At 56.7% G+C, this 22,452-nt stretch carries 20 protein-coding genes; 17 read left to right on the forward strand and 3 right to left on the reverse strand.

Going from position 1 to position 22,452, the window contains the following annotated elements:
* Nucleotides 1–151 precede the first annotated feature (151 nt).
* Together EE949_RS23810 and EE949_RS23815 are read left to right on the forward strand one after the other, a co-directional pair.
* Entirely contained in the window at nt 152–1,462 is a 1,311-nt protein-coding gene (locus tag EE949_RS23810) for an MFS transporter (RefSeq protein ID WP_122666522.1), read from the forward strand.
* A 77-nt stretch (nt 1,463–1,539) separates the two neighbouring features.
* Nucleotides 1,540–2,349 carry an IclR family transcriptional regulator gene (locus EE949_RS23815; RefSeq protein WP_122666523.1) on the forward strand — a complete coding sequence of 270 codons (810 nt, stop codon included), beginning with the start codon at nt 1,540–1,542 and terminating at the stop codon, nt 2,347–2,349.
* 101 nt (nt 2,350–2,450) lie between these two features.
* Here EE949_RS23815 and EE949_RS23820 read toward each other — a convergent pair whose 3' ends face one another.
* Nucleotides 2,451–3,503 carry an NAD(P)-dependent alcohol dehydrogenase gene (locus EE949_RS23820; RefSeq protein WP_122666524.1) on the reverse strand — a complete coding sequence of 351 codons (1,053 nt, stop codon included), beginning with the start codon at nt 3,501–3,503 and terminating at the stop codon, nt 2,451–2,453.
* 178 nt (nt 3,504–3,681) lie between these two features.
* Here EE949_RS23820 and EE949_RS23825 point away from each other — a divergent pair, with 178 nt between their 5' ends.
* On the forward strand, nt 3,682–4,587 hold the full coding sequence (locus EE949_RS23825) for an AraC family transcriptional regulator (protein ID WP_122666525.1): 906 nt from the start codon (nt 3,682–3,684) through the stop codon (nt 4,585–4,587).
* A gap of 74 nt (nt 4,588–4,661) precedes the next feature.
* On the opposite strand, the gene EE949_RS23830 is transcribed toward EE949_RS23825, so the two are convergent.
* Nucleotides 4,662–6,317: an electron transfer flavoprotein-ubiquinone oxidoreductase gene (locus tag EE949_RS23830; protein WP_122666526.1), complete on the reverse strand. Its 1,656-nt coding sequence runs from the start codon at nt 6,315–6,317 to the stop codon at nt 4,662–4,664.
* A gap of 539 nt (nt 6,318–6,856) precedes the next feature.
* Here EE949_RS23830 and EE949_RS23835 point away from each other — a divergent pair.
* The 9 genes from EE949_RS23835 to EE949_RS23875 all read left to right on the forward strand — a co-directional run bounded on the left by EE949_RS23835 (nt 6,857) and on the right by EE949_RS23875 (nt 14,152).
* Complete coding sequence (locus EE949_RS23835; protein WP_122666527.1) at nt 6,857–7,606, forward strand: electron transfer flavoprotein subunit beta/FixA family protein; 750 nt, start codon at nt 6,857–6,859, stop codon at nt 7,604–7,606.
* A gap of 2 nt (nt 7,607–7,608) precedes the next feature.
* Complete coding sequence (locus EE949_RS23840) at nt 7,609–8,538, forward strand: electron transfer flavoprotein subunit alpha/FixB family protein (protein WP_122666528.1); 930 nt, start codon at nt 7,609–7,611, stop codon at nt 8,536–8,538.
* A gap of 182 nt (nt 8,539–8,720) precedes the next feature.
* Complete coding sequence (locus tag EE949_RS23845) at nt 8,721–9,545, forward strand: substrate-binding periplasmic protein (protein ID WP_122666529.1); 825 nt, start codon at nt 8,721–8,723, stop codon at nt 9,543–9,545.
* Nucleotides 9,546–9,591: 46 nt separating this feature from the next.
* Nucleotides 9,592–9,945, forward strand: a complete 354-nt coding sequence (locus EE949_RS23850) for a DUF4398 domain-containing protein (protein WP_122666641.1) — start codon at nt 9,592–9,594, stop codon at nt 9,943–9,945.
* Complete coding sequence (locus tag EE949_RS23855; protein ID WP_122666530.1) at nt 9,942–10,757, forward strand: OmpA family protein; 816 nt, start codon at nt 9,942–9,944, stop codon at nt 10,755–10,757. Before EE949_RS23850 ends, EE949_RS23855 begins: the two co-directional genes overlap by 4 nt.
* Nucleotides 10,758–10,973: 216 nt before the next feature.
* Nucleotides 10,974–12,413 (forward strand): PLP-dependent aminotransferase family protein, encoded by a 1,440-nt coding sequence (locus EE949_RS23860; protein WP_122666531.1) that lies wholly within the window; start codon nt 10,974–10,976, stop codon nt 12,411–12,413.
* A gap of 116 nt (nt 12,414–12,529) precedes the next feature.
* Nucleotides 12,530–13,159, forward strand: coding sequence for a translation initiation factor 2 (locus tag EE949_RS23865; protein ID WP_122666532.1), 630 nt, complete (start codon nt 12,530–12,532; stop codon nt 13,157–13,159).
* Nucleotides 13,160–13,231: 72 nt separating this feature from the next.
* On the forward strand, nt 13,232–13,489 hold the full coding sequence (locus EE949_RS23870; RefSeq protein WP_122666533.1) for a YkgJ family cysteine cluster protein: 258 nt from the start codon (nt 13,232–13,234) through the stop codon (nt 13,487–13,489).
* Nucleotides 13,490–13,546: 57 nt separating this feature from the next.
* A complete protein-coding gene (locus EE949_RS23875; protein ID WP_122666534.1) occupies nt 13,547–14,152 on the forward strand; it encodes an START domain-containing protein in 606 nt (201 codons plus the stop codon).
* Nucleotides 14,153–14,474: 322 nt separating this feature from the next.
* Here EE949_RS23875 and gltA read toward each other — a convergent pair whose 3' ends face one another.
* Nucleotides 14,475–15,764 carry a citrate synthase gene (gene gltA, locus EE949_RS23880; protein WP_122666535.1) on the reverse strand — a complete coding sequence of 430 codons (1,290 nt, stop codon included), beginning with the start codon at nt 15,762–15,764 and terminating at the stop codon, nt 14,475–14,477.
* A gap of 361 nt (nt 15,765–16,125) precedes the next feature.
* Between gltA and sdhC the strand changes: the two genes are divergently transcribed.
* From sdhC to EE949_RS23905, 5 genes are all read left to right on the forward strand, one after another.
* Entirely contained in the window at nt 16,126–16,500 is a 375-nt protein-coding gene (gene sdhC, locus EE949_RS23885; RefSeq protein WP_122666536.1) for a succinate dehydrogenase, cytochrome b556 subunit, read from the forward strand.
* A complete protein-coding gene (gene sdhD / locus EE949_RS23890; RefSeq protein ID WP_027900893.1) occupies nt 16,494–16,862 on the forward strand; it encodes a succinate dehydrogenase, hydrophobic membrane anchor protein in 369 nt (122 codons plus the stop codon). The genes sdhC and sdhD overlap by 7 nt, the downstream gene beginning before the upstream one ends.
* A gap of 3 nt (nt 16,863–16,865) precedes the next feature.
* The gene (sdhA, locus tag EE949_RS23895; protein ID WP_122666537.1) at nt 16,866–18,638 is read left to right on the forward strand and encodes a succinate dehydrogenase flavoprotein subunit; all 1,773 of its coding nucleotides are present in this window, start codon (nt 16,866–16,868) and stop codon (nt 18,636–18,638) included.
* 11 nt (nt 18,639–18,649) lie between these two features.
* Nucleotides 18,650–19,354: a succinate dehydrogenase iron-sulfur subunit gene (locus EE949_RS23900; protein ID WP_122666538.1), complete on the forward strand. Its 705-nt coding sequence runs from the start codon at nt 18,650–18,652 to the stop codon at nt 19,352–19,354.
* Between the two features lie 260 nt (nt 19,355–19,614).
* Nucleotides 19,615–22,446: a 2-oxoglutarate dehydrogenase E1 component gene (locus EE949_RS23905; RefSeq protein ID WP_122666539.1), complete on the forward strand. Its 2,832-nt coding sequence runs from the start codon at nt 19,615–19,617 to the stop codon at nt 22,444–22,446.
* The last annotated feature ends 6 nt before the right edge of the window (nt 22,447–22,452 follow it).

Here is a 22,452-nt window from a genome sequence, read left to right on the forward strand (position 1 = left end):
TTTCTCAGGCTGACGCCTGACCCCTGTAGGAGCTGCCGAATGCTGCGAAAGCGATCTGCCTGAACCACCGCGATTCGCAGCCTTCGGCAGCTCCTACAGGCGTTCACCCAGTTCATAGCGACCTCAATAAAGACAAAAAGAGGCACCTCACATGCAAACCCGCACTCTCGAAGGGGCGGCGTCATTAGTTACGCCTACCCGCAAGCGTTATTTCATCATGGTCCTGCTGTTCATCACGGTCGTGATCAACTATCTGGACCGCAGTAACTTGTCCATCGCTGCGCCAGCCTTGACCAGCGAGCTGGGTATCGATCCGGTGCATGTCGGATTGATTTTCTCGGCATTCGGCTGGACTTACGCGGCCATGCAATTACCCGGTGGCTGGCTGGTTGACCGTGTACCGCCACGAATCCTGTACACCGTCGCACTGGCGCTGTGGTCCATCGCGACCATCATGCTCGGCTTCGCTGCCAGCTTCATCGCGCTATTCGTGTTGCGCATGGCGGTGGGCGCCCTAGAAGCACCGGCGTATCCCATCAACAGTCGTGTGGTCACCACCTGGTTTCCCGAGCGTGAGCGGGCTACGGCCATTGGTTTTTACACCTCAGGACAGTTCGTCGGTCTGGCATTTCTGACGCCAGTGCTGGCCTGGCTGCAAGCACACTACGGTTGGCACATGGTCTTCGTCAGCACCGGTGCAGTGGGCGTGCTCTGGGCGGTGATCTGGTACATGGTCTATCGCGAGCCTCGTGATTTCAAAGGCGTTAACGATGCTGAGATTCAACTGATCCGTGATGGTGGCGGGCTGGTGGATATCCAGGCTGACACGGCCAAAGAAAAACGTCCGTTCAGCTGGGCGGATCTGGGCATCGTGCTCACCAAGCGCAAGCTTTGGGGGATCTATCTGGGCCAGTTCTGCCTGAACTCGACGCTGTGGTTCTTCCTGACCTGGTTCCCGACCTACCTGGTGAAATACCGCGGCATGGATTTCATCAAGTCTGGCCTGCTGGCGTCGCTGCCGTTCCTCGCGGCATTCGTCGGTGTGCTGTGCTCGGGCTTCTTCTCCGACTGGTTGATCCGTCGTGGTTACACCGTTGGCTTTGCGCGCAAATTACCGATCATTGCCGGTCTGCTGATTTCTACCTCGATCATTGGCGCCAACTTCGTTGACTCGACGCCATTGGTCATCGCGTTCCTGGCGCTGGCGTTCTTCGGTAATGGTCTGGCTTCGATCACCTGGTCGCTGGTCTCGACCCTGGCTCCGGCGCGTCTACTGGGCTTGACCGGCGGTACCTTCAACTTCATCGGCAATCTGTCGGCCATAGCTACGCCGATCGTGATTGGCTTCCTGGTTTCCGGGGATTCTTTTGCGCCTGCCATCACCTACATTGCAGTGCTGGCGCTGGTTGGCGCGCTGTCCTACATCCTGCTGGTGGGCAAGGTCGAGCGTATCGAGCTTTAACCCTCGGCATCGCGGTTGGCACAGATACAGGCTGGCGGCGATAATGCCGCCAGCTTTTTGATGGGATCAGGTCTGATATGTCGCAAGCGTTCGACGACACAGCAAGCAGCACCTCCAGGGATTCTGCACCGACCGGCACACAAACGCTGCTGCGTGGGCTGGGCGTGGTCCAGGCCGTCGCTAGCGGGGCTCGGGATCTCAAGGAAATCGCCCGGCGCATTGGAACCACTCGCAGTACGACCCACCGGCTGGTGAGCTGTCTGGTAGAGGAGCGCTACCTGCGAGTTTTACCGCAGGTCGGCTATCTGTTGGGCCCGAAGTTGATTGAACTGGGTTTCCAGGCGCGTGAAGAAGTGCCTTTGGCCATGCTCGCCCGGCCGTATCTGGATGAGCTTTCGCAGTTGACTGGCGATACGGTGCACCTCGCTATTCGCGATGGCGACGAAGTGCTTTATCTGCACAAGAACCCGGGGCGTAACGGTCCGGAGATGCGTTCGCGCGTGGGCCATCGGATGCCACTGGCGCGCACCGGGATTGGCAAGGCATTGTTGCTGGACAGTCCAGAGAGCGAATGGCAGCGTCTGTATCAGGTCAGCCTGCCGCAAGTCGCCCCGAACCCGTTGTGGCCCGCACATCAGGAGCAATCCTGGGAGCAGGTTCGTCAGCGGATGCATGAGTATGTCGAGGGCGGTTACGCTTTTGATCTGGAGGACAACGAACCGTCGATTCGCTGCGTGGCAGCGCCGATTCGTGATGCGGGCAAGCACATTGTTGCTGGTATCAGCATCGCCAGTACCGTGCCTTACATGCCGCTGGAAAAAATGGCCGAGCTGGTGCCGTTGATCAAGCAAACGGCGGCGAGGTTGTCGGCTGAATTGGGGGGATGAGCCTGGCCCTGTAGGAGCTGCCGAAGGCTGCGAATAGCGGTTTGTCAGACATAGCGTCTTCGCAGCCTTCGGCAGCTCCTACAGGGGGGGTAATCAATCCATCAGGCTTTCAACGTCGCCATATCGATCACAAAGCGATATTTCACATCGCCTTTAACGACGCGCTCAAACGCTTCATTGATGTGACGAATGTCGAGCATTTCGATATCACAGGTGATGTCGTGTTCAGCACAGAAGTCCAGGACTTCCTGGGTTTCTGCCATGCCACCGATCATCGAACCCGCCAATACTTTACGGGACATGACCAGGTTGACCGCGTTAACCGGCGGATCTACAGGCTCGATCAGCCCAACCAGAATGTGCACACCGTCGAAACGCAGGGTTTGCAGGTAGGGATTGAGGTCGTGCTGCACGGGAATAGTGTCCAGCAGGAAGTTGAACGTCCCGGCAACGGCTTGCATCTGTGCTTCATCGGTGGAAATGACCACGTGGTCGGCGCCTTGACGTCGGCCTTCCTCTGCCTTGCTGGCGGAGCGGGTGAACAGGGTGACTTCAGCACCCATCGCCTTGGCGAATTTGATACCCATGTGGCCCAGGCCGCCCATGCCCAATACGCCGACCTTGTCGCCCGCTTTGACGCCGTAGTGCTTGAGCGGCGAATAGGTGGTGATACCGGCACACAGAATCGGTGCGGCGCTGGCTAGATTCAGTTTCTCCGGGATGCTCACGACAAAGCGCTCGCTGACCACGATGCTGTCTGAATAGCCGCCCATGGTCAGGCTGCCATCAATGCGGTCTTTGCCGGCGTAAGTCGGTGTCATGCCGTTCTGGCAGTAGTTTTCCAGGTCCGCTTTACAGGCATCGCAGCTGCGGCACGAGTCAACCATGCAGCCGACGCCGACCAGATCGCCGACTTTGTACTTGCTGACATCAGCACCGACCGTCGTGACTTTGCCGACGATTTCGTGGCCTGGCATCAGTGGGTAAGCAGCGAACCCCCACTCGTCGCGGGCCTGGTGGATATCGGAGTGGCAAACGCCGCAGAACATGATTTCAATGGCCACGTCATCCGGGCGCGGGCTGCGGCGTTCGAAGGACATGGGGGCGAGGGGCGCGGTCGATGATTGAGCGGCATAACCGATAGCTGTGTACATGAGGAACCTCGCAAGGCAATGAATAATCGAGGCGGACAAGTTTGCGGGAGCATGAGTTTCAGAACCATGACCATTCCTCCGCGAGTCATGCCTAATCCTCCGGAGGTCGCAGGTTTGAGATTACTGCATGTGGCATTTCTGCGATGATGCAGGTGTCTAATCCTCCGCTCGGTGCTCTATGTCGTTGCCTCATCATTCCGATGCCAATGCCAATCTTGTTTCCCTGATCAAGCCATTGGCGACGCGCCCGGGGTTTGTGCCGACGTTGCTGCCTGAGGTCAACGTGGTGTCGTTCGCTAGCTATGTGGCGAGTAGCCCGCAAATCTATGAGCCGAGCCTGATGATCATCGCTCAAGGTGGCAAACTGGCCAGTCTCGGTACACGCACCCTGGATTACGGGGCCGGGCATTATCTGGTTCAGGCGCTTTCCGTACCGTTCATGTGCGAGACCTTTGCCTCGCCTGAGGCGCCGTTGTTTGGCGTTTCTGTCGCGATTGACCGGGTGATGTTGGGTGAGGTGGTGCACGCCATGGGGCCGATGCCGAATCAGATTGTTGAAGCGCAGACCCCGGAATCCATGACGTCGGCGTTGCTGGATGCGCCGATGCGGGAAAGCGTCGAGCGATTGTTGCGCTGCCTGCACGATCCGCTGGATTGTCAGGTGCTGGGTCCGTCGCGGTTGCGCGAGGTGCTGTATGCCGCGTTGCGCGGTCCTCAAGCCGGAGTGTTACGTGCGTTGGTCGCCCAGCAGAGCCATTTCTCGCGTGTTGCAGCATCGCTGGCGTATCTGCATAGCCATTACGCAGAGCCGTTGAATGTAGAAACCCTGGCACGGCAGGCCAACATGAGTGCTTCAACCTTCCATGAGCATTTCAAGCGCAGCACCTTGCTGTCGCCGGTTCAGTATCTGAAACGGTTGCGCCTGCTCAAAGCCCAGCAAATGCTGATTGCCGAAGGGATGGGTGTAGCGCAGGTCGCGCATTGCGTCGGGTATCAAAGTACGTCGCAGTTCAGTCGCGAGTACAAACGCTACTTTGACCGGAACCCGGGCGAAGAGGGGCTGCAGTTGCGAATTCCGGCTTGATTTGCGATACAAAAAAAGCCCCGTAAGGGGGCTTTTCTCTTGCAGCTTGCAGCTAAGAACTTGCCGCTGTTCTTTTACATATTCGGATACGTCGGGCCGCCGCTGCCTTCCGGTGTCACCCACGTGATGTTCTGCGAAGGGTCCTTGATGTCACAGGTCTTGCAGTGCACGCAGTTCTGGGCATTGATCTGGAAGCGCTTCTCGCCGTCTTCCTGCGTCACCACTTCATAAACGCCTGCCGGGCAATAGCGCTGAGCCGGCTCGTCATACAGTGGCAGGTTGGTACCGATCGGGATGCTGGGGTCGGTCAGCTTCAGGTGGCAAGGCTGCTCTTCCTCGTGGTTGGTACCGGAAATGAACACCGAGCTGAGCTTGTCGAAACTGAGCTTGCCGTCGGGTTTCGGGTAGTCAATCTTCGCCGAGTCCGCGGCCAGCTTCAGGCAAGCATAATCCGGCTTGGTGTCGTGCAGGGTAAACGGCAGCTTGCCGCCAAAGATGTTCTGATCAACAAAGTTAAACGCGCCGCCGATGATCGCGCCGAACTTGTGCAGTGCCGGACCGAAGTTACGGCTGGCGAACAGCTCCTCGTGCAACCAGCTGTTTTTGAATGCGGTGACGTAAGCGTTCAGTTCGTCGCCGCCTTCCTTGCCCGCCAACAACGCTTCTGCTACCGATTCAGCGGCCAGCATGCCGGACTTCATGGCGGTATGACTGCCTTTGATCTTGGCGAAGTTAAGGGTGCCCAGATCGCAACCGATCAGTGCGCCACCCGGGAAGACCATTTTTGGCAGGGAATTCAGGCCGCCTTTACAGATTGCTCGCGCGCCGTAGCTGATGCGTTTGCCGCCTTCCAGGTACTGGGCGATGACCGGGTGATGTTTGTAGCGCTGGAATTCGTCGAATGGCGACAGATAAGGGTTGCTGTAAGACAGGTCGACGATGAGGCCCACAACCACCTGATTGTTTTCCAGGTGATAAAGGAAGGAACCGCCCATGTTGTCGTCGTCCAGCGGCCAGCCTGCGGTATGCACCACCAGACCTTGCTCGTGTTTAGCCGGGTCGACTTCCCAGATTTCCTTCAGACCAATGCCGTAGTGCTGTGCGTCAGCTTCGGTATCAAGATTGAAACGTTTGATCAGTTGCTTGCCAATGTGTCCGCGGCAGCCTTCGGCGAACAGCGTGTACTTGCCACGTAATTCCATGCCGGGCGTATACAGGCCGTCTTTTGGCTGGCCTTCACGGTCGACACCCAGGTCGCCGGTGATGATGCCGCGCACCACGCCGTTTTCGTCGATGAGGGCTTCCTGAGCGGCGAAGCCCGGGTAGATTTCGACGCCGAGGTTCTCGGCCTGCTGAGCAAGCCAGCGGCACAGGTTGCCCAGCGAGATAATGTAGTTGCCCTCGTTGTGCATGGTCTTGGGCACGAACAGGTCAGGGACTTTCACTGATTTTTCAGCGCTGCGCAGAACATAGATGTCATCGCGCTTGACCGGGGTGTTCAGCGGTGCGCCGAGGTCTTTCCAGTCCGGGAACAGCTCGTTCAGGGCGCGAGGTTCGAACACTGCGCCCGAGAGGATGTGTGCGCCAACTTCGGAGCCTTTTTCCACCACGCAGACGCTGATTTCCTGACCGGCTTCAGCAGCCTTTTGCTTCAGACGGCACGCGGCAGAAAGCCCGGCGGGGCCGGCACCGACGATGACGACGTCGAATTCCATAAATTCGCGTTCCACAGGCTATCTCCTACTCAAGGCTCACAGTATTTTTTTATATGAAGCGTACAGGCTACGTGTCGGGCATCAGCAACCCGCGCACGTTCAAATGCGGCGCATTATATCTACACCACCTGACAGGGCCAATACAAACGTTTGTTTGAAATGGCCGCAGGCCATATAAAACATAGATGCGCGGCTCATGACTGGCGTTTTTGTCGTATTGACCGCATAACGGGTTGCGGTCAAGATACGGACGGTTTTGCGCTCGCCGTAGGCTGAACACCGCCTAAACTGCACCTCTGAGGCGTCACGAGCGCGCTACAGGCAAATCCAGGTCGCAAATATGCGGGTGCGAAGTTTACACGCCCGTCTGCGTCAGATGTACGGCATCTGGCGTTTATCCCTGTTTTTGGTGGCTTGTTTATTGAGTTCACCGTTCGTTCTGTACGAATACGGTTGTTTCCAGAGGTGGTATTGCTGCACTGATGACGTATATCAATCGCCGGGCTAGCCGCTAGCCGGGCGACTTCTTTTCACCGGAGAGAAACGAGGAATCCATGAAGGTTCTTGTAGCTGTCAAAAGAGTGGTCGACTATAACGTCAAGGTTCGCGTCAAGGCGGACAACTCCGGCGTCGATCTCGCTAACGTCAAAATGTCGATGAACCCCTTCTGCGAAATCGCTGTGGAAGAAGCCGTACGCCTCAAAGAGAAAGGCGTTGCGACCGAAATCGTCGTGGTATCCATTGGTCCGACCAACGCTCAGGAGCAACTGCGTACTGCTTTGGCACTGGGTGCTGACCGCGCCATCCTCGTCGAGTCCACTGACGAGCTGAATTCTCTGGCCGTTGCCAAGCTGCTCAACGCCGTCGTTGCCAAGGAACAGCCACAGCTGGTCATCCTCGGCAAGCAGGCGATCGACAGCGATAACAACCAGACTGGCCAGATGCTCGCAGCTCTGAGCGGTTTCGCCCAAGGTACCTTCGCCTCGAAGGTAGAGTTCAGCGGTGACAAGGTTGCCGTGACTCGCGAAATCGACGGTGGCCTGCAAACCGTTTCGTTGAGCCTGCCAGCGGTGGTGACCACTGACCTGCGCCTGAACGAGCCACGCTACGCCTCGCTGCCAAACATCATGAAAGCCAAGAAGAAGCCGCTGGAAGTGCTGACGCCTGACGCTTTGGGTGTTTCCACCGCATCGACTACCAAGACCATCAAGGTTGAAGCACCTGCTGCACGTAGCGCGGGCATCAAGGTCAAGTCGGTCGCTGAATTGGTCGAGAAACTGAAAAACGAAGCGAAGGTGATCTGACCATGACTATCCTGGTAATCGCTGAACACGACAACGCTGCATTGGCTCCGGCCACTCTGAACACAGTCGCTGCAGCTGCCAAAATCGGTGGCGACATTCACGTACTCGTTGCTGGTGCTGGCGCTTCGGCTGTTGCCGACGCCGCGGGCAAGGTATCGGGCGTATCGAAAGTCCTGGTTGCCGATAACGCCGCCTACGCCCATCAGTTGCCGGAAAACATCGCTCCGCTGGTCGTTGAACTGGCCGGTGGCTACAGCCACATCTTGGCTGCAGCGACTTCCAACGGCAAAAACATCCTGCCACGCGTTGCTGCGCTGCTGGACGTTGACCAGATTTCCGAGATTATCTCGGTTGAATCGGCTGACACCTTCAAGCGTCCGATCTACGCCGGTAATGCTATCGCTACCGTGCAATCGTCGGCTTCGGTCAAAGTGATCACCGTTCGTGCCACCGGTTTCGATCCAGTTGCTGCTGAAGGCGGTTCCGCTGCAGTTGAAGCGGTTTCTGCCGCTCATGATGCAGGCAAGTCGAGCTTTGTCGGTGAAGAACTGGCCCAGTCTGATCGTCCGGAACTGACCGCTGCCAAGATCGTCGTTTCTGGCGGCCGTGGCATGCAGAATGGCGACAACTTCAAACACTTGTACGCACTGGCTGACAAGTTGGGTGCTGCTGTTGGCGCTTCCCGTGCCGCAGTGGACGCAGGCTTCGTGCCGAACGACATGCAGGTCGGTCAGACCGGCAAGATCGTTGCTCCTCAGTTGTACATTGCGGTCGGTATTTCCGGCGCGATCCAGCATCTGGCGGGTATGAAAGATTCCAAAGTGATCGTCGCGATCAACAAGGACGAAGAGGCTCCTATCTTCCAGGTGGCCGATTACGGTCTGGTCGCCGACTTGTTCGAAGCAATCCCTGAGCTGGAGAAGCTGGTTTAATCCAGACGCCTGTCTTATAACTGCTTCTATAGAAGCCCGTTCGTTTCGGCCTGTGAGCTTTGCACTGAGTGCGAGTTCACGTGATCCGGGCGAGCGGGTTTTTTATTGGCTGTCTTTCGATGGGCAAAAAAGCTGTAGGCAAAAAGCCTTGAAGCAAAAAAACTGAAGCAAAAGGACTCTCCATGGCTCGGCCAAAAAAGCTGCTTTCAGCGCTGGTAATCGGCTTGCTCGTCCTGCCGGCTCAGGCGTTTGCAGCAGGCAAGTGCGAACGTTTGATCGTTACCGGCAGCCCGGATGCACCGCCTTATCTATGGCGTGACCCTCAGGACCCGAAACACTTGATGGGTGCCAGTGCTGACCTGTTCAAGCAGGCGGCGCAGGAGTTGGGCATCAAAGTCGAAGTGTTATATGCCGGTAAACGTAGCCAGGCGCTCGAAGAGGTGCGTAGCGGTCGTATGGACATGCTGGTGGATGCGCCCTTGAATCAGACTGAGCTGGAGGCGCTGGACTACATTCATCCGCCCCTGATCCAGAACGAGATCGTGGTCTGGACCCGCCACGATCAGGCATTGCCGCTCAGCACATTGGCGGATCTTCAAGGTCACACTGGCGCGGCGTCCGAAAGAATTCGCCTCACGCAAGCGTTCGACGCTGCGGCCAGGGCAAACCTGACCCTTGAGCGTCTTCCCAATCTGACAGAGGCCTTTCAGAAACTGATGCTGGGGCAGGTGGATTATGTGCTCGCCAGCCGCTATCCCGGGATGGCGATGGTGCAAACGCTGGGGCTTGCCAAGGATCTGCTCGCGCGCCCGGAGCCGGTGGATCGGCCGGGCCTGTATCTCGCGTTGTCGTTCAACTCGGCCTGCAATGATCCCTGGCTTCGCGGACAACTGGCCAAAAAGATGACAGAATCGGCCGCCTCGGGTCTGTCGGGCGAAGCAGTTAAACGCAATCTGGACACCTGGAAGGCTCAACTGCTGCAACCGGCCAGCGCCTCAAACAAGTAGGAATGTTTTTGTGATTTCTTCTGTAATTGGTTTTGTGACTGTCTTTGTGAAAAAACGCTCCTTAATTGCCGCTGTGGCACTTGCTGCACTGGCTGGCTGTGCCAATGACCCGGCCCCGATTGAACAAATGAAGCTGACCGAGAAAGCTGTCACTCAGGCCAAGGCTGTAGGTGCGGTTGACGATGAGCCAGCGATGCAGTCGGCAGAGTCGAAACTGGCTCAGGCCCGATCCGATATGACCAACGAGTCGTATAAGGCAGCGCGTATGCAGGCCGAACAGGCTGAACTGGATGCACGTCTGGCGGAGGCTCGGGTTCTGACTGAAAAGAGTCAGGAGCAAATAACTCAGCTGAATACGCGCCTCAATCGTCTGCGCAAGCAGTTGGGGGAAGGCCAGTGAAGCGTATTCCTCGTGTATTAAGCGTCTGCCTGCTGCTGGGTTCTGCCGGACTTTATGGTTGCGCAGGTCATCAGGGCGGCGAGCAGGCTTTGCAGCAGGCCAGTGCTGATTTCCAGAAAGTTAAAGAAGACAGCGATGTTCTCCGCAGCGCTCCCAAGGATGTAGTCCGGGCAGGTGAGTTGCTGGGCAAGGCAGAGCGTTTGTCGAGCTATCTGGGCAGCGGCAGTGATGTGGCGCATTACGCTTACCTCAGCAGTCGCTACAGTGAGATCGCCCGCGAGCACAGCAATTTCCTGCTCAATAGCGAGCGCCTGGAAAAGCTCGAGATGGAGCGTCAGCGTTTGCAACTGGCATTGCGTGAGGCCAAGCTGGCCAGCGCTCAGCAACACGGTCAGTGGCTGGAAGACCAGATTGTCAGTCTTGCTACTACGCAGACCGAGCGTGGGTTGGTCATGACGTTGGGCGATGTGTTGTTCGACACCGGTCATGCTGAACTGAAAAGCTCGGCTAACCGGACCGTGCTCAAGGTCGTGCAATTTCTGCAGCTCAATCCAAAGCGTATCGTTCGCATCGAGGGCTACACCGATAATACCGGCGACAAGCAGGAAAACCTGCGCTTGTCTCAGGAGCGGGCACAATCGGTGGCCGATGTGCTGACGGACCTGGGTGTCGATGAAAAACGTATCCATGTTCAGGGCTACGGTGATGAATATCCGGTGGAGGCCAACGCATCGGAGCGTGGTCGTGCGAAAAACCGTCGGGTTGAGATCGTTTTTTCTGATTCAAAGGGGCGTCTCGGCCCTAATCGTTAAAAAAGTTTGAAAAAAATCGATGCCGGTTTTCCGGTGTCGATTTTTTTTGGCCGAAAAAGCCGATGGGTTGGCGTGTTTGCCTGATTAATTCTTTAAACAACGCAACGCAGGGCTAGCCGTTCGGGAAACTGTCCCAGTACACTTCACAACTGTTCTGGTGATAAATCGACTGTTCTCCTACAAAAGCAAGTCGCCAGCGGTTCTAGAGGCTGCGTCATGACCAACCTTCTGCTCTACCAAAAAATCGCTCAGCAACTGGCTGAAGATATTCGCCGTGGTGTTTATCAGCCCGGCGAGCGTGTGCCGTCCGTGCGCAAGATGAGTTCTCAGCTCAATGTCAGTCATGCGACTGTGTTGCAGGCCTATGCGAATCTGGAAGATCAGGGGCTGATCCGTGCGCGTCCCCAGTCGGGCTATTACGTGCACCAGACACCGGCTTTAACGGCGCCTACCCCCGATATTGCCAGGGTTGAAAGGCCCGGCCTGGTAACGCGCAGCAGCATCATTCAGCAGGTTTTGATGGAGTCGCGCCGAGAGGGGGTATTCCCCTTGGGCGCCGCAGTGCCTCACGTTGACTATCTTCCGGTGCGTGCCCTGCATCAGCAGATCGCCAAAGTGACGCGCTTTCAGAGCCCGCGGGCGTTCAGTTACATGTTCAGCCCGGGATTTGAGCCGCTTCGTCGTCAGGTCGCGATTCGCATGCGTGATGCAGGCGTAGTGGTTGATCCGGCCGATGTGGTCATCACCCATGGTTGCGTCGATGCCTTGCAGATGGCGCTGCGTGTGGTGACGAGGCCGGGTGACCTGATTGCTGCAGAATCGCCAAGTTACTACGGGTTGCTCCAGTTGGCTGACCTGTTAGGCCTCAAAGTCATTGAGATTCCCAGTGATCCGCAAACCGGCATCAGTCTTGAGGCATTACAGTTGGCGGCCAACCAATGGTCTATCAAGGCATTGGTGCTCACCTCACGGCTGAGCAATCCGCTAGGTAGCACCATGCCCGAAGAGCGTCAGAAGCACTTGCTGCGTCTGGTCTCCGATTTCGACATCCAGGTGGTTGAGGATGATATCTATGGCGAGCTGATGTTTGAGCAGGGGCGAGCCAAGGCATTGAAGGCGTTTGACCGGCTGGGACGCGTTATTTACTGCTCCAGTTTTTCAAAGACGTTGTCGCCGGGTGTGCGTATCGGCTGGATGATTGCGGGCAAATATCAGGCAGAAATTCAGCGTCTGCAAATATTCAGCACCCATTCGGCGTGCAGCGTCACTCAGATGGGTGTTGCTGCCTATCTGGAAAATGGTGGATATGATCGGCATCTGCGGTTCATCCGCGTGGAATACCGAAAAAATCTCAGCGCATTTCAGCTCGCTGTGCAGCAGTACTTCCCTGAAGGAACGCAAATGAGCCGACCTTTGGGTGGTTTCATTCTGTGGGTCAGCTTGCCTGGGCGAGTCAATACTCAGGAGCTGCATATCAGAGCTCTGGAGCAAGGCATCAGCATTGCGCCGGGGCTTATCTTCAGCAATACAGAACAGTTCAATCACTGCATTCGTCTGAACTGTGGCATTCCATGGAATCGCGAGGCAGAACGGGCACTGATGACGCTCGGAATGCTTGCCAAACAGCTATGCCAGGAAACGGTTGACCTCTACTGAGGTCAGCTATTTAGGTCCTGCAGAAATAGCGTGTCGATCTGTGGGTTGAATCTCTGTCTTGTTATTGGACGTGCAACAGGCGAGCATGTGTTCTCTGCCTTTGCCATTTCTGCCTTATGAATGTTTTTCGCTGTATCGCACTGTCGATTGTCGTTCTTCTGGGTGCCTGTGATGCTCAGGAGAATGTCGCGCCCAAGCCTAAGGTGTCCGCAGAGGTTCAGTCTTCGGTGAAACCGGATGCCAGTCCTTCTGCTGCCGTGCCGACCAAGCCTGTTGCTGAGTCTGCTCCTGAGGCTGTAAAGCCGCCTGTGCATGAGTTGGCTCCCAATGTGTCAGTGGTTCCGGTGACAGCCAAAGGCGACGCAGCGCCCGCCAGCAAAGCGAAAAAGGCGGATGCAGCCAAGGCGCCTGCGGCCAAAACAGCGGCCGAGAAAAAGCGCGAGGCGGTAACCCGCAAGTCGGTGGCCGAAAGTAAAAAAACACTCAAAGACACCAGCCTGAACAATGCCAAGCTCGATTTGAGTCTGCCTCCTGAGCTGGCTGAAGAGTTACAGCCGGCCGGAACGACCAAGGCTAAGCCTCGCAAACCTTTACTGCCGCCGATGTTTGGTGACAAGCGTGCTTCGGGTAACGACCCTTTTGAGCTCAATGGACGCATCCTGAGCAACGAAATGGAGTTGCAGATGCGTAACGAGAGTCGGCGCGATGTGGAGGGTGCTGCCCTGGACTTCAAGTTCCGGCAGTAGCACTGGCCATTTCAAACGTTCGTTTCAGCGGGTACTATCCTCACTTCAAAATTATCTGTCAGGGTGCTGGTCATGGACTGCCGCTCAGGCTGCGGTGCTTGTTGCATCGCGCCTTCTATCACTTCCCCGATCCCCGGCATGCCTGATGGCAAGCCTGCGGGCGAGCGTTGCCTGCATCTCTCGCTGGACATGCTATGTGCGATCTTTGGTCAGCCCGAGCGGCCTGCTGTTTGCAGTCAGTTCATGGCGGCGCAGGATGTTTGTGGTGTGGATCAGGCGGATGCGATTCGTCTTATTACGTGGTGGGAGGAGGCGACGGCGGTTGCGTGACGGTTGCTGAACGACAGAATTGATTCGCTGGAACTTCAAACAATAAGGAATACAAGAATGAGTTCGCTGCATCGAATGGCTGTTGTCTGTGGTTTGACGGTGTTCATGTCTGCTGGTGTTCAGGCTGATGACTGGAAGGTCGCGAAAAATGAGGAAGGGATCAAGGTCTCGCTCAGTGAGGTGCCAGGTTCTCAGTACAAGGCCTATCGCGGCGAAACGGTGATCAATGCCAGCGTCGCCAAGCTGCGCGGCCTGCAGGAGGACGTAGCCGGCGCCTGTGCGTGGATTCATGAGTGCAAATCGCAAAAAATGCTCAAGCACGAGGGTAATCAGGCATGGACCTACACCCAGATCAACACGCCGTGGCCCGTGACGCCGCGTGACTCAGTGCTGTTGGTGACGACGGAAGAGGGCGCCGACGGTAGCCTGACCCGTCAACTCCAGGAAGTGCCCAAGTACATTCCCGAAGAGAAAGGCTTTGTGCGGGTGTCGCAGGTCGACGGATTCTGGAAATTCGTACCCCAAGGCCCGGACAAGACTCAAGTGACTTATCAGGTGCACACCGAGCCTGGCGGCAGCGTGCCTTCCTGGCTGGCCAACAAGTTTGTGGTGGATGCGCCGTTTAATACGTTGAAGGCGTTGAAGGAAAGGGCTGAGAAGTAGTTTTCAGTTATCTCGAATGGATTCAAGGCGCATAACTGTAGGTGCTCGCGCGCTTTTATCAGGCTGCATATAACTTACTGAATAAATGCATTTTTTGTGGGAACGGTGCTTGCCCGCGATAAGAACGCCGCGATTTACCCTTCAGACCGCGTCGCTCTTATCGCGGGCAAGCACCGCTCCCACATGGAACTGTGTTTGCTGCTCGACCGTTCTGTGTCAGGGGGGGGGCGCACGGCGATCTCCTGCAGGGGCTCGCGTTTGCTGCGCGATCCAGACAAAAAAGGGCTGCCAATGGCAGCCCTTTTCAGTTGTAGCGTGAAGCTTACTTGCGCTCTTCCAGTGGCACGATATCGCGGGCCACGTAGCCGGTGTACAGCTGGCGTGGACGGCCAATCTTGTACGGGCTGGAGAGCATTTCCTTCCAGTGCGAGATCCAGCCGACAGTCCGCGCCAGGGCGAAGATCACGGTGAACATGCTGGTTGGAATGCCAATCGCCTTGAGAATGATGCCCGAATAGAAGTCGACGTTCGGGTACAGCGAGCGCTCGATGAAGTAAGGATCGGTCAGCGCGATCTCTTCGAGGCGCATGGCCAGCTCAAGTTGCGGGTCGTTAGTGATGCCCAGCTCCTTGAGAACCTCGTCGCAGGTCTGCTTCATCACAGTGGCGCGTGGGTCGCGGTTTTTGTAGACACGGTGGCCAAAGCCCATCAGCTTGAACGGATCGTTCTTGTCCTTGGCTTTGGCGATGAACTTGTCGATGTTCGATACGTCGCCGATTTCATCAAGCATGGACAACACGGCTTCGTTCGCACCGCCGTGTGCCGGACCCCAGAGGGCGGCGATACCGGCAGCGATACACGCGAACGGGTTGGCACCCGAAGAGCCCGCCATGCGCACGGTGGACGTCGAGGCGTTCTGTTCGTGGTCGGCGTGCAGGATGAAGATCTTGTCCATGGCCTTGGCCAGCACCGGGCTGATCGGTTTGATCTCGCACGGTGTGTTGAACATCATGTGCAGGAAGTTCTCGGCGTAGCTCAGGTCGTTGCGTGGGTACATCATGGGTTGGCCCATGGAGTACTTGTAAACCATTGCTGCCAGGGTCGGCATCTTGGCGACCAGGCGGATGGCCGAGATTTCACGGTGCTGCGGATTATTGATGTCCAGAGAGTCGTGATAAAACGCGGAAAGTGCGCCGACTACGCCGCACATTACGGCCATCGGGTGGGCGTCACGACGGAAGCCGTTGAAGAATGTCTTGAGTTGTTCGTGAACCATGGTGTGGTTTTTCACGACAACAACGAACTGGGCTTTCTGCTCGGCGGTTGGCAGTTCGCCGTTCAGCAGCAGGTAGCAGGTTTCCAGGTAGTCCGACTGCTCGGCCAGTTGCTCGATCGGATAGCCGCGATGCAGCAGGATCCCGTTGTCACCATCAATGTAGGTGATCTTCGACTCGCAAGAGGCGGTCGACATGAAGCCTGGGTCGAATGTGAAGCGGCCGGTGGCTGTGAGGCCGCGTACGTCAATAACGTCGGGGCCTACGGTGCCGGTCAGAATGGGCAGCTCGACGGGGGCTGCGCCCTCGATGATCAACTGCGCTTTATTATCAGCCATGTGGCCTCCTATTTATGCTTCAAATCATCAGACGGCCCCCCACGCAGGGCCCGCACCACTATAGTTAGATAAAATCTAAAGTCAATTTGCCTAAAGTCGTGTTCCAGAAGGCTTTCAGGCTTGATTTGCCCTGCGACATTCTGTCACTTACGCTTTTTATCCGGCCAGCGCAATCACCTATTTGAAGGGCTTCTCTGCGTTGTCATTAGTGACCTAACTGTCTATACTCGGCGTCCGACCGCCAGGGGCTTTAGGGCCTGTATACCGGAGGTCGTCACTCCCTGGGTGGTGGGTACCTGACCAGTGCACTTCCCAATAATTTGCCCTGATTGTTAGGGGCTCTTCAGTGTGAAATAAAGCCGTGAAAAGCCAACGACCTGTAAACCTAGACCTAAGGACCATCAAACTCCCAGTCACTGCTTACACGTCCATTCTTCACCGTGTCTCCGGAGTCATTCTCTTTGTCGGCCTCGTCATCATGCTTTACGCATTGGACAAGTCGCTGAGTTCCGAGGAAGGCTTCGGTGAGGTGAAAGCGTGTCTGACCAGCCCGCTGGCCAAGCTTGTGATTTGGGCTCTCCTGTCCGCCTTGCTTTATCACCTGGTAGCGGGTATCCGCCACCTGATCATGGATGCGGGCATCGGCGAGACGCTGGAAGGCGGCAAGCTGGGCTCCAAAATCGTTATCGCCGTATCCGTGGTGGTAATCGTTCTGGCGGGAGTATGGATATGGTAACCAACGTCACTAACCTGTCGCGTTCGGGCCTCTATGACTGGATGGCGCAGCGCGTATCTGCGGTCGTGCTCGCGGCTTATTTCATCTTCCTGATCGGATATTTGGTCGCGCATCCGGGCATCGACTATGCCCAGTGGCACGGCCTGTTCTCCCACACTGCAATGCGCATCTTCAGCCTGTTGGCCCTCGTTGCTCTGGGCGCTCACGCCTGGGTCGGCATGTGGACCATCGCAACTGACTACCTGACGCCAATGGCGCTGGGCAAGTCGGCGACAGTTGTGCGTTTCCTTTTCCAGGCTGTCTGCGGCGTTGCGATGTTCGCGTACTTCGTCTGGGGTGTGCAGATTCTTTGGGGTATCTGATTCATGGCTAACATAAATACACTTTCATTCGACGCCATCATTATTGGTGGCGGCGGTGCAGGCATGCGCGCTGCCTTGCAGCTGGCTCAGGGCGGCCACAAGACCGCCGTAGTCACCAAGGTTTTCCCGACTCGCTCGCACACTGTTTCTGCTCAGGGTGGCATCACCTGCGCAATCGCTTCTGCCGATCCAAACGATGACTGGCGCTGGCACATGTACGATACCGTCAAGGGTTCCGATTATATCGGCGACCAGGACGCTATCGAATACATGTGTCAGGAAGGTCCTGCTGCGGTTTATGAACTGGACCACATGGGTATGCCGTTCTCGCGTACCGAGCAGGGCCGTATTTACCAGCGTCCGTTCGGTGGTCAGTCCAAGGACTTCGGCAAGGGCGGTCAGGCTGCACGTACGTGCGCAGCCTCCGACCGCACCGGTCACGCACTGCTGCACACCCTGTATCAGGGCAACCTGAAAGCAGGTACCACCTTCCTGAACGAGTATTACGCTGTTGATCTGGTGAAGAACCAGGACGGCGCGTTCGTGGGTGTGATTGCAATCTGCATCGAAACCGGCGAAACCATGTACATCCGCGCCAAGGCGACTGTATTGGCTACCGGCGGTGCTGGTCGTATCTATTCCTCTACCACCAACGCCCTGATCAACACTGGCGACGGCGTAGGCATGGCATTGCGTGCCGGTGTTCCGGTTCAGGACATCGAAATGTGGCAGTTCCACCCAACCGGTATTGCCGGTGCAGGTGTACTGGTTACTGAAGGTTGCCGTGGTGAAGGTGGATACCTGATCAACAAGCACGGTGAGCGCTTCATGGAGCGCTATGCGCCGAACGCCAAGGACCTTGCTGGTCGTGACGTTGTGGCTCGCTCGATGGTTAAAGAGATCATTGCCGGCAACGGTTGCGGTCCTGATGGCGACCACGTGATGCTGAAGCTCGATCACCTGGGCGAAGAAGTGCTGCATAGCCGTCTGCCAGGCATCTGTGAGCTGTCGAAGACATTTGCGCACGTCGATCCGGTTGTTGCTCCGGTACCTGTTGTGCCTACCTGCCACTACATGATGGGTGGTGTTGCCACCAACATTCATGGTCAGGCCATGACTCAGGATGCTGACGGCAACGATCAGATCCTGCCTGGTCTGTTCGCGGTAGGTGAAGTGGCATGTGTATCTGTGCACGGTGCCAACCGTCTGGGTGGTAACTCGCTGCTCGACCTCGTGGTATTTGGTCGTGCTGCAGGCCTGCACCTGGAGAAAGTGCTGACCGAAGGCATTGAATACGCTGACGCAAGCGATACCGATATCGATGCCGCGCTGAGCCGTCTCAATGGCCTCAACGAGCGTACCGAAGGTGAGGACGTTGCCACTCTGCGTCGCGAGCTGCAGAGCTGCATGCAGAACTACTTCGGCGTGTTCCGTACCGGCGAATACATGCAGAAAGGTATCGCCCAACTGGCAGACCTGCGCGTTCGTATTGCCAACGTCAAGATCAACGACAAGTCCCAGGGCTTCAACACTGCGCGTATCGAAGCGCTTGAGTTGCAGAACCTGCTGGAAGTCGCCGAAGCCACTGCGGTGGCTGCGGAAGTGCGTAAAGAGTCTCGCGGTGCTCACGCTCGCGAAGACTATGAAGATCGTGACGATGAAAACTGGCTGTGCCACACCCTGTACTTCCCGGGCGAGAAGCGGGTTGCCAAACGTGCAGTCAACTTTGCGCCGAAGACAGTCCCGGCGTTTGAACCGAAAATTCGGACTTACTAAAGGTGGCCGCTATGTTGAAAGTCGAAGTTTATCGCTACAACCCCGACAGCGACTCTGCGCCTAAAACCCAGGTGTTCGACGTTGATACCGGTGGCAAAGACTTGATGGTGCTGGATGTATTGGCGCTGATCAAAGAGCAGGATGAAGGCTTCTCTTACCGTCGTTCGTGCCGCGAAGGTGTTTGTGGTTCTGACGGTATGAATATCAACGGCAAGAACGGCCTGGCGTGCATCACGCCGCTGTCCGCTGTGGTCAAGGGCAACAAGCTGGTAGTGCGTCCACTGCCTGGTTTGCCTGTAATACGTGACCTGGTTGTTGATATGAGCATCTTCTACAAGCAGTACGAGAAGGTTAAGCCATATCTGTTGAACGATACCCCGGCTCCGGCCATCGAACGTCTTCAGAGTCCTGAAGAGCGTGAGAAGCTGGATGGTCTGTACGAGTGCATTCTGTGCGCTTGCTGCTCGACTTCCTGCCCGTCGTTCTGGTGGAATCCGGATAAATTCCTCGGTCCAGCTGCACTGCTGCAAGCCTACCGTTTCCTGGCTGACAGCCGTGACAACAAGACCGCCGAACGTCTGGCTTCGCTTGATGACCCGTTCAGCGTATTCCGCTGCCGCGGAATCATGAACTGCGTAAACGTGTGTCCGAAGGGCCTTAACCCAACCAAGGCTATCGGTCACGTACGCAACATGCTCCTGCAAAACGGCGTCTGATTTGACTGTTACACCGTAATGCCGTAATACCCGTAACCGCTGCGGCGCAGGCTTCAACCGGCGCCGTAGTTTTAACCAGAGCAGCAACAAGTAATGTTGCGGCTCTTATTTTGAAGAAATAAGACCAGCAGGGGCATCCGGGCTGGTACCCGGACTATCTGCGTGATCCTAAGTGACTTGATACAGTCGCTGCACATGACTATCTCAGGTTTACTGTGGTGTCTTCGCCGGTGGTGTCCCCTTACCGAGGGTGACCAAGCATGCAAGAAAGCGTGATGCAGCGCATGTGGAACAGTGCCCACCTTTCCGGTGGTAACGCTGCCTATGTGGAAGAGCTCTATGAGCTCTACCTGCACGACCCTAACGCTGTGCCAGAGGAATGGCGCACCTACTTTCAGAAGTTGCCCGCTGACGGCAACTCTGCCACCGATGTATCGCACTCGACGATTCGCGATCATTTCGTGTTGCTGGCCAAAAACCAGCGCCGCGCCCAACCGGTATCCGCCGGGAGCGTGAGCAGCGAGCACGAAAAGAAGCAGGTCGAAGTGTTGCGGCTCATCCAGGCTTACCGTATGCGCGGCCATCAGGCGGCCCAGCTCGACCCGCTGGGGCTGTGGCAACGTACGGCGCCAGCTGACCTGTCGATCAATCACTATGGGTTGACCAACGCTGACCTGGATACCACTTTCCGTGCCGGAGACTTGTTCATCGGCAAAGAGGAAGCGAGCCTACGCGAAATTCAGGACGCTCTACATAAGACATATTGCCGCACCATTGGCGCCGAGTTCACGCACATCGTGGATTCCGAGCAGCGCAACTGGTTCATGCAGCGTCTTGAGAGCGTGCGCGGCCGTCCCGTGTTCTCCGCCGAAATCCAGAGCCATTTGCTCGAGCGCGTTACTGCGGCAGAGGGCCTTGAAAAGTACCTGGGCACTAAATACCCAGGCACCAAGCGCTTCGGTCTGGAAGGCGGCGAAAGCCTGATTCCGATGCTGGACGAGTTGATCCAGCGTTCCGGTTCGTACGGCACCAAGGAAATCGTTATCGGCATGGCTCACCGTGGCCGCCTTAACGTTCTGGTCAACACCTTCGGCAAGAACCCGCGCGAGCTGTTCGACGAATTTGAAGGCAAGAAAAAAGTCGAGCTGGGTTCCGGTGACGTTAAATATCACCAGGGCTTCTCTTCGAACGTAATGACCGCTGGCGGCGAAGTTCACCTCGCCATGGCGTTCAACCCGTCTCACCTGGAGATCGTCTCTCCGGTAGTTGAAGGTTCGGTTCGTGCTCGTCAGGATCGTCGTAACGATCCGAATGGTGACAAGGTTCTGCCAATTTCCCTCCACGGTGATGCTGCTTTCGCAGGGCAGGGCGTGGTCATGGAAACCTTCCAGATGTCGCAGACTCGCGGCTTCAAGACGGGCGGCACCATCCATATCGTCATCAACAACCAGGTTGGCTTCACCATCAGCAACCCGCTGGACTCGCGTTCCACCGAGTACGCCACCGACGTTGCCAAGATGATTCAGGCACCGATTCTCCATGTTAATGGCGATGACCCTGAAGCCGTTGTGTTCGTGACCCAACTGGCGATCGACTACCGCATGCAGTTCAAGCGTGACGTGGTTATCGATCTGGTCTGCTACCGTCGCCGTGGTCACAACGAAGCGGATGAGCCAAGCGGCACACAGCCTCTGATGTACCAGCAGATCACCAAACAGCGCACCACGCGTGAACTGTATGCCGAGAGCCTGATCAAGGCCGGCGTTCTGGATGACGCTCGCGTACAGGCCAAGATCGACGACTACCGCAACGCGCTGGACAACGGTCTGCATGTTGTGAAAAGTCTGGTCAAAGAGCCAAACAAAGAGCTGTTCGTGGACTGGCGTCCGTATCTGGGCCACGCCTGGACTGCACGTCACGACACCCGCTTTGACCTCAAAACCTTGCAGGAACTGTCAGCCAAGCTGATGGAACTGCCAGAAGGTTTCGTGGTTCAGCGTCAAGTGCAGAAAATCTACGAAGACCGCCAGAAGATGCAAGCCGGTGGCCTGCCGATCAACTGGGGCTACGCTGAAACCATGGCGTACGCAACTCTGGCGTTCGAAGGTCACCCGATCCGCATGACTGGCCAGGACATCGGCCGCGGTACGTTCTCGCACCGTCACGCTGTGTTGCACAACCAGAAAGATGCCGGGACTTACATCCCGCTGCAGAACCTGTACGCCGGTCAGCCACGTTTCGATCTGTATGACTCCTTCCTCTCGGAAGAGGCCGTGCTGGCATTCGAATACGGCTACTCGACGACTCAGCCAGATGCGCTGGTTATCTGGGAAGCCCAGTTCGGCGACTTCGCCAACGGTGCGCAAGTGGTTATCGACCAGTTCATCACCAGCGGCGAGCACAAGTGGGGCCGTCTGTGCGGTCTGACCATGTTGCTGCCTCACGGTTATGAAGGGCAGGGGCCAGAGCACTCGTCGGCACGTCTTGAGCGCTACTTGCAGGGTTGTGCCGAGCACAACATTCAGGTGTGCGTACCGACTACGCCAGCGCAGATCTACCACTTGCTGCGCCGTCAGGTTATCCGTCCGCTGCGTAAGCCGCTGATCGTGCTGACACCGAAATCGTTGCTGCGTCACAAGCTGGCTGTTTCGACCCTTGAAGATCTCGCCGAAGGTTCGTTCCAGACTGTCATCCCGGAAATCGACACTCTCGATGCCGCCAAGGTGACCCGTCTGGTGCTGTGCGGCGGCAAGGTTTACTACGACCTGCTGGAAAAACGCCGTGCCGAAGGCCGCGAAGATATCGCCATCGTGCGTATCGAGCAGCTGTATCCGTTCCCGGAAGACGACCTGATGGAGGCGATTGCGCCTTACACCAACCTGCAGAATGTAGTGTGGTGTCAGGAAGAGCCGATGAACCAGGGTGCGTGGTACAGCAGTCAGCACCATCTGCGTCGCAGCGTTGGCAATCACAACCGCAACCTCGTTCTCGAGTATGCCGGTCGTGACGCTTCTGCAGCGCCTGCATGTGGTTACGCTTCGATGCACGCCGAGCAGCAGGAAAAACTGCTGCAAGATGCCTTCACTGTTTAACGCCTT

It is taken from the genome of Pseudomonas viridiflava (assembly GCF_900602065.1).
In the GTDB taxonomy this organism is placed as follows: Bacteria; Pseudomonadota; Gammaproteobacteria; order Pseudomonadales; family Pseudomonadaceae; genus Aquipseudomonas.

Excerpts from the sequence above, each read along its gene's own strand:
- EE949_RS23810 (WP_122666522.1), top strand. The coding sequence starts at position 152 with ATGCAAACCCGCACTCTCGAAGGGGCGGCGTCATTAGTTACGCCTACC.
- EE949_RS23815 (WP_122666523.1), top strand. The coding sequence starts at position 1,540 with ATGTCGCAAGCGTTCGACGACACAGCAAGCAGCACCTCCAGGGATTCT.
- EE949_RS23820 (WP_122666524.1), bottom strand. The coding sequence starts at position 3,503 with ATGTACACAGCTATCGGTTATGCCGCTCAATCATCGACCGCGCCCCTC.
- EE949_RS23825 (WP_122666525.1), top strand. The coding sequence starts at position 3,682 with ATGTCGTTGCCTCATCATTCCGATGCCAATGCCAATCTTGTTTCCCTG.
- EE949_RS23835 (WP_122666527.1), top strand. The coding sequence starts at position 6,857 with ATGAAGGTTCTTGTAGCTGTCAAAAGAGTGGTCGACTATAACGTCAAG.
- EE949_RS23840 (WP_122666528.1), top strand. The coding sequence starts at position 7,609 with ATGACTATCCTGGTAATCGCTGAACACGACAACGCTGCATTGGCTCCG.
- EE949_RS23845 (WP_122666529.1), top strand. The coding sequence starts at position 8,721 with ATGGCTCGGCCAAAAAAGCTGCTTTCAGCGCTGGTAATCGGCTTGCTC.
- EE949_RS23860 (WP_122666531.1), top strand. The coding sequence starts at position 10,974 with ATGACCAACCTTCTGCTCTACCAAAAAATCGCTCAGCAACTGGCTGAA.
- EE949_RS23865 (WP_122666532.1), top strand. The coding sequence starts at position 12,530 with ATGAATGTTTTTCGCTGTATCGCACTGTCGATTGTCGTTCTTCTGGGT.
- EE949_RS23870 (WP_122666533.1), top strand. The coding sequence starts at position 13,232 with ATGGACTGCCGCTCAGGCTGCGGTGCTTGTTGCATCGCGCCTTCTATC.
- EE949_RS23875 (WP_122666534.1), top strand. The coding sequence starts at position 13,547 with ATGAGTTCGCTGCATCGAATGGCTGTTGTCTGTGGTTTGACGGTGTTC.
- gltA (WP_122666535.1), bottom strand. The coding sequence starts at position 15,764 with ATGGCTGATAATAAAGCGCAGTTGATCATCGAGGGCGCAGCCCCCGTC.
- sdhD (WP_027900893.1), top strand. The coding sequence starts at position 16,494 with ATGGTAACCAACGTCACTAACCTGTCGCGTTCGGGCCTCTATGACTGG.
- sdhA (WP_122666537.1), top strand. The coding sequence starts at position 16,866 with ATGGCTAACATAAATACACTTTCATTCGACGCCATCATTATTGGTGGC.
- EE949_RS23900 (WP_122666538.1), top strand. The coding sequence starts at position 18,650 with ATGTTGAAAGTCGAAGTTTATCGCTACAACCCCGACAGCGACTCTGCG.
- EE949_RS23905 (WP_122666539.1), top strand. The coding sequence starts at position 19,615 with ATGCAAGAAAGCGTGATGCAGCGCATGTGGAACAGTGCCCACCTTTCC.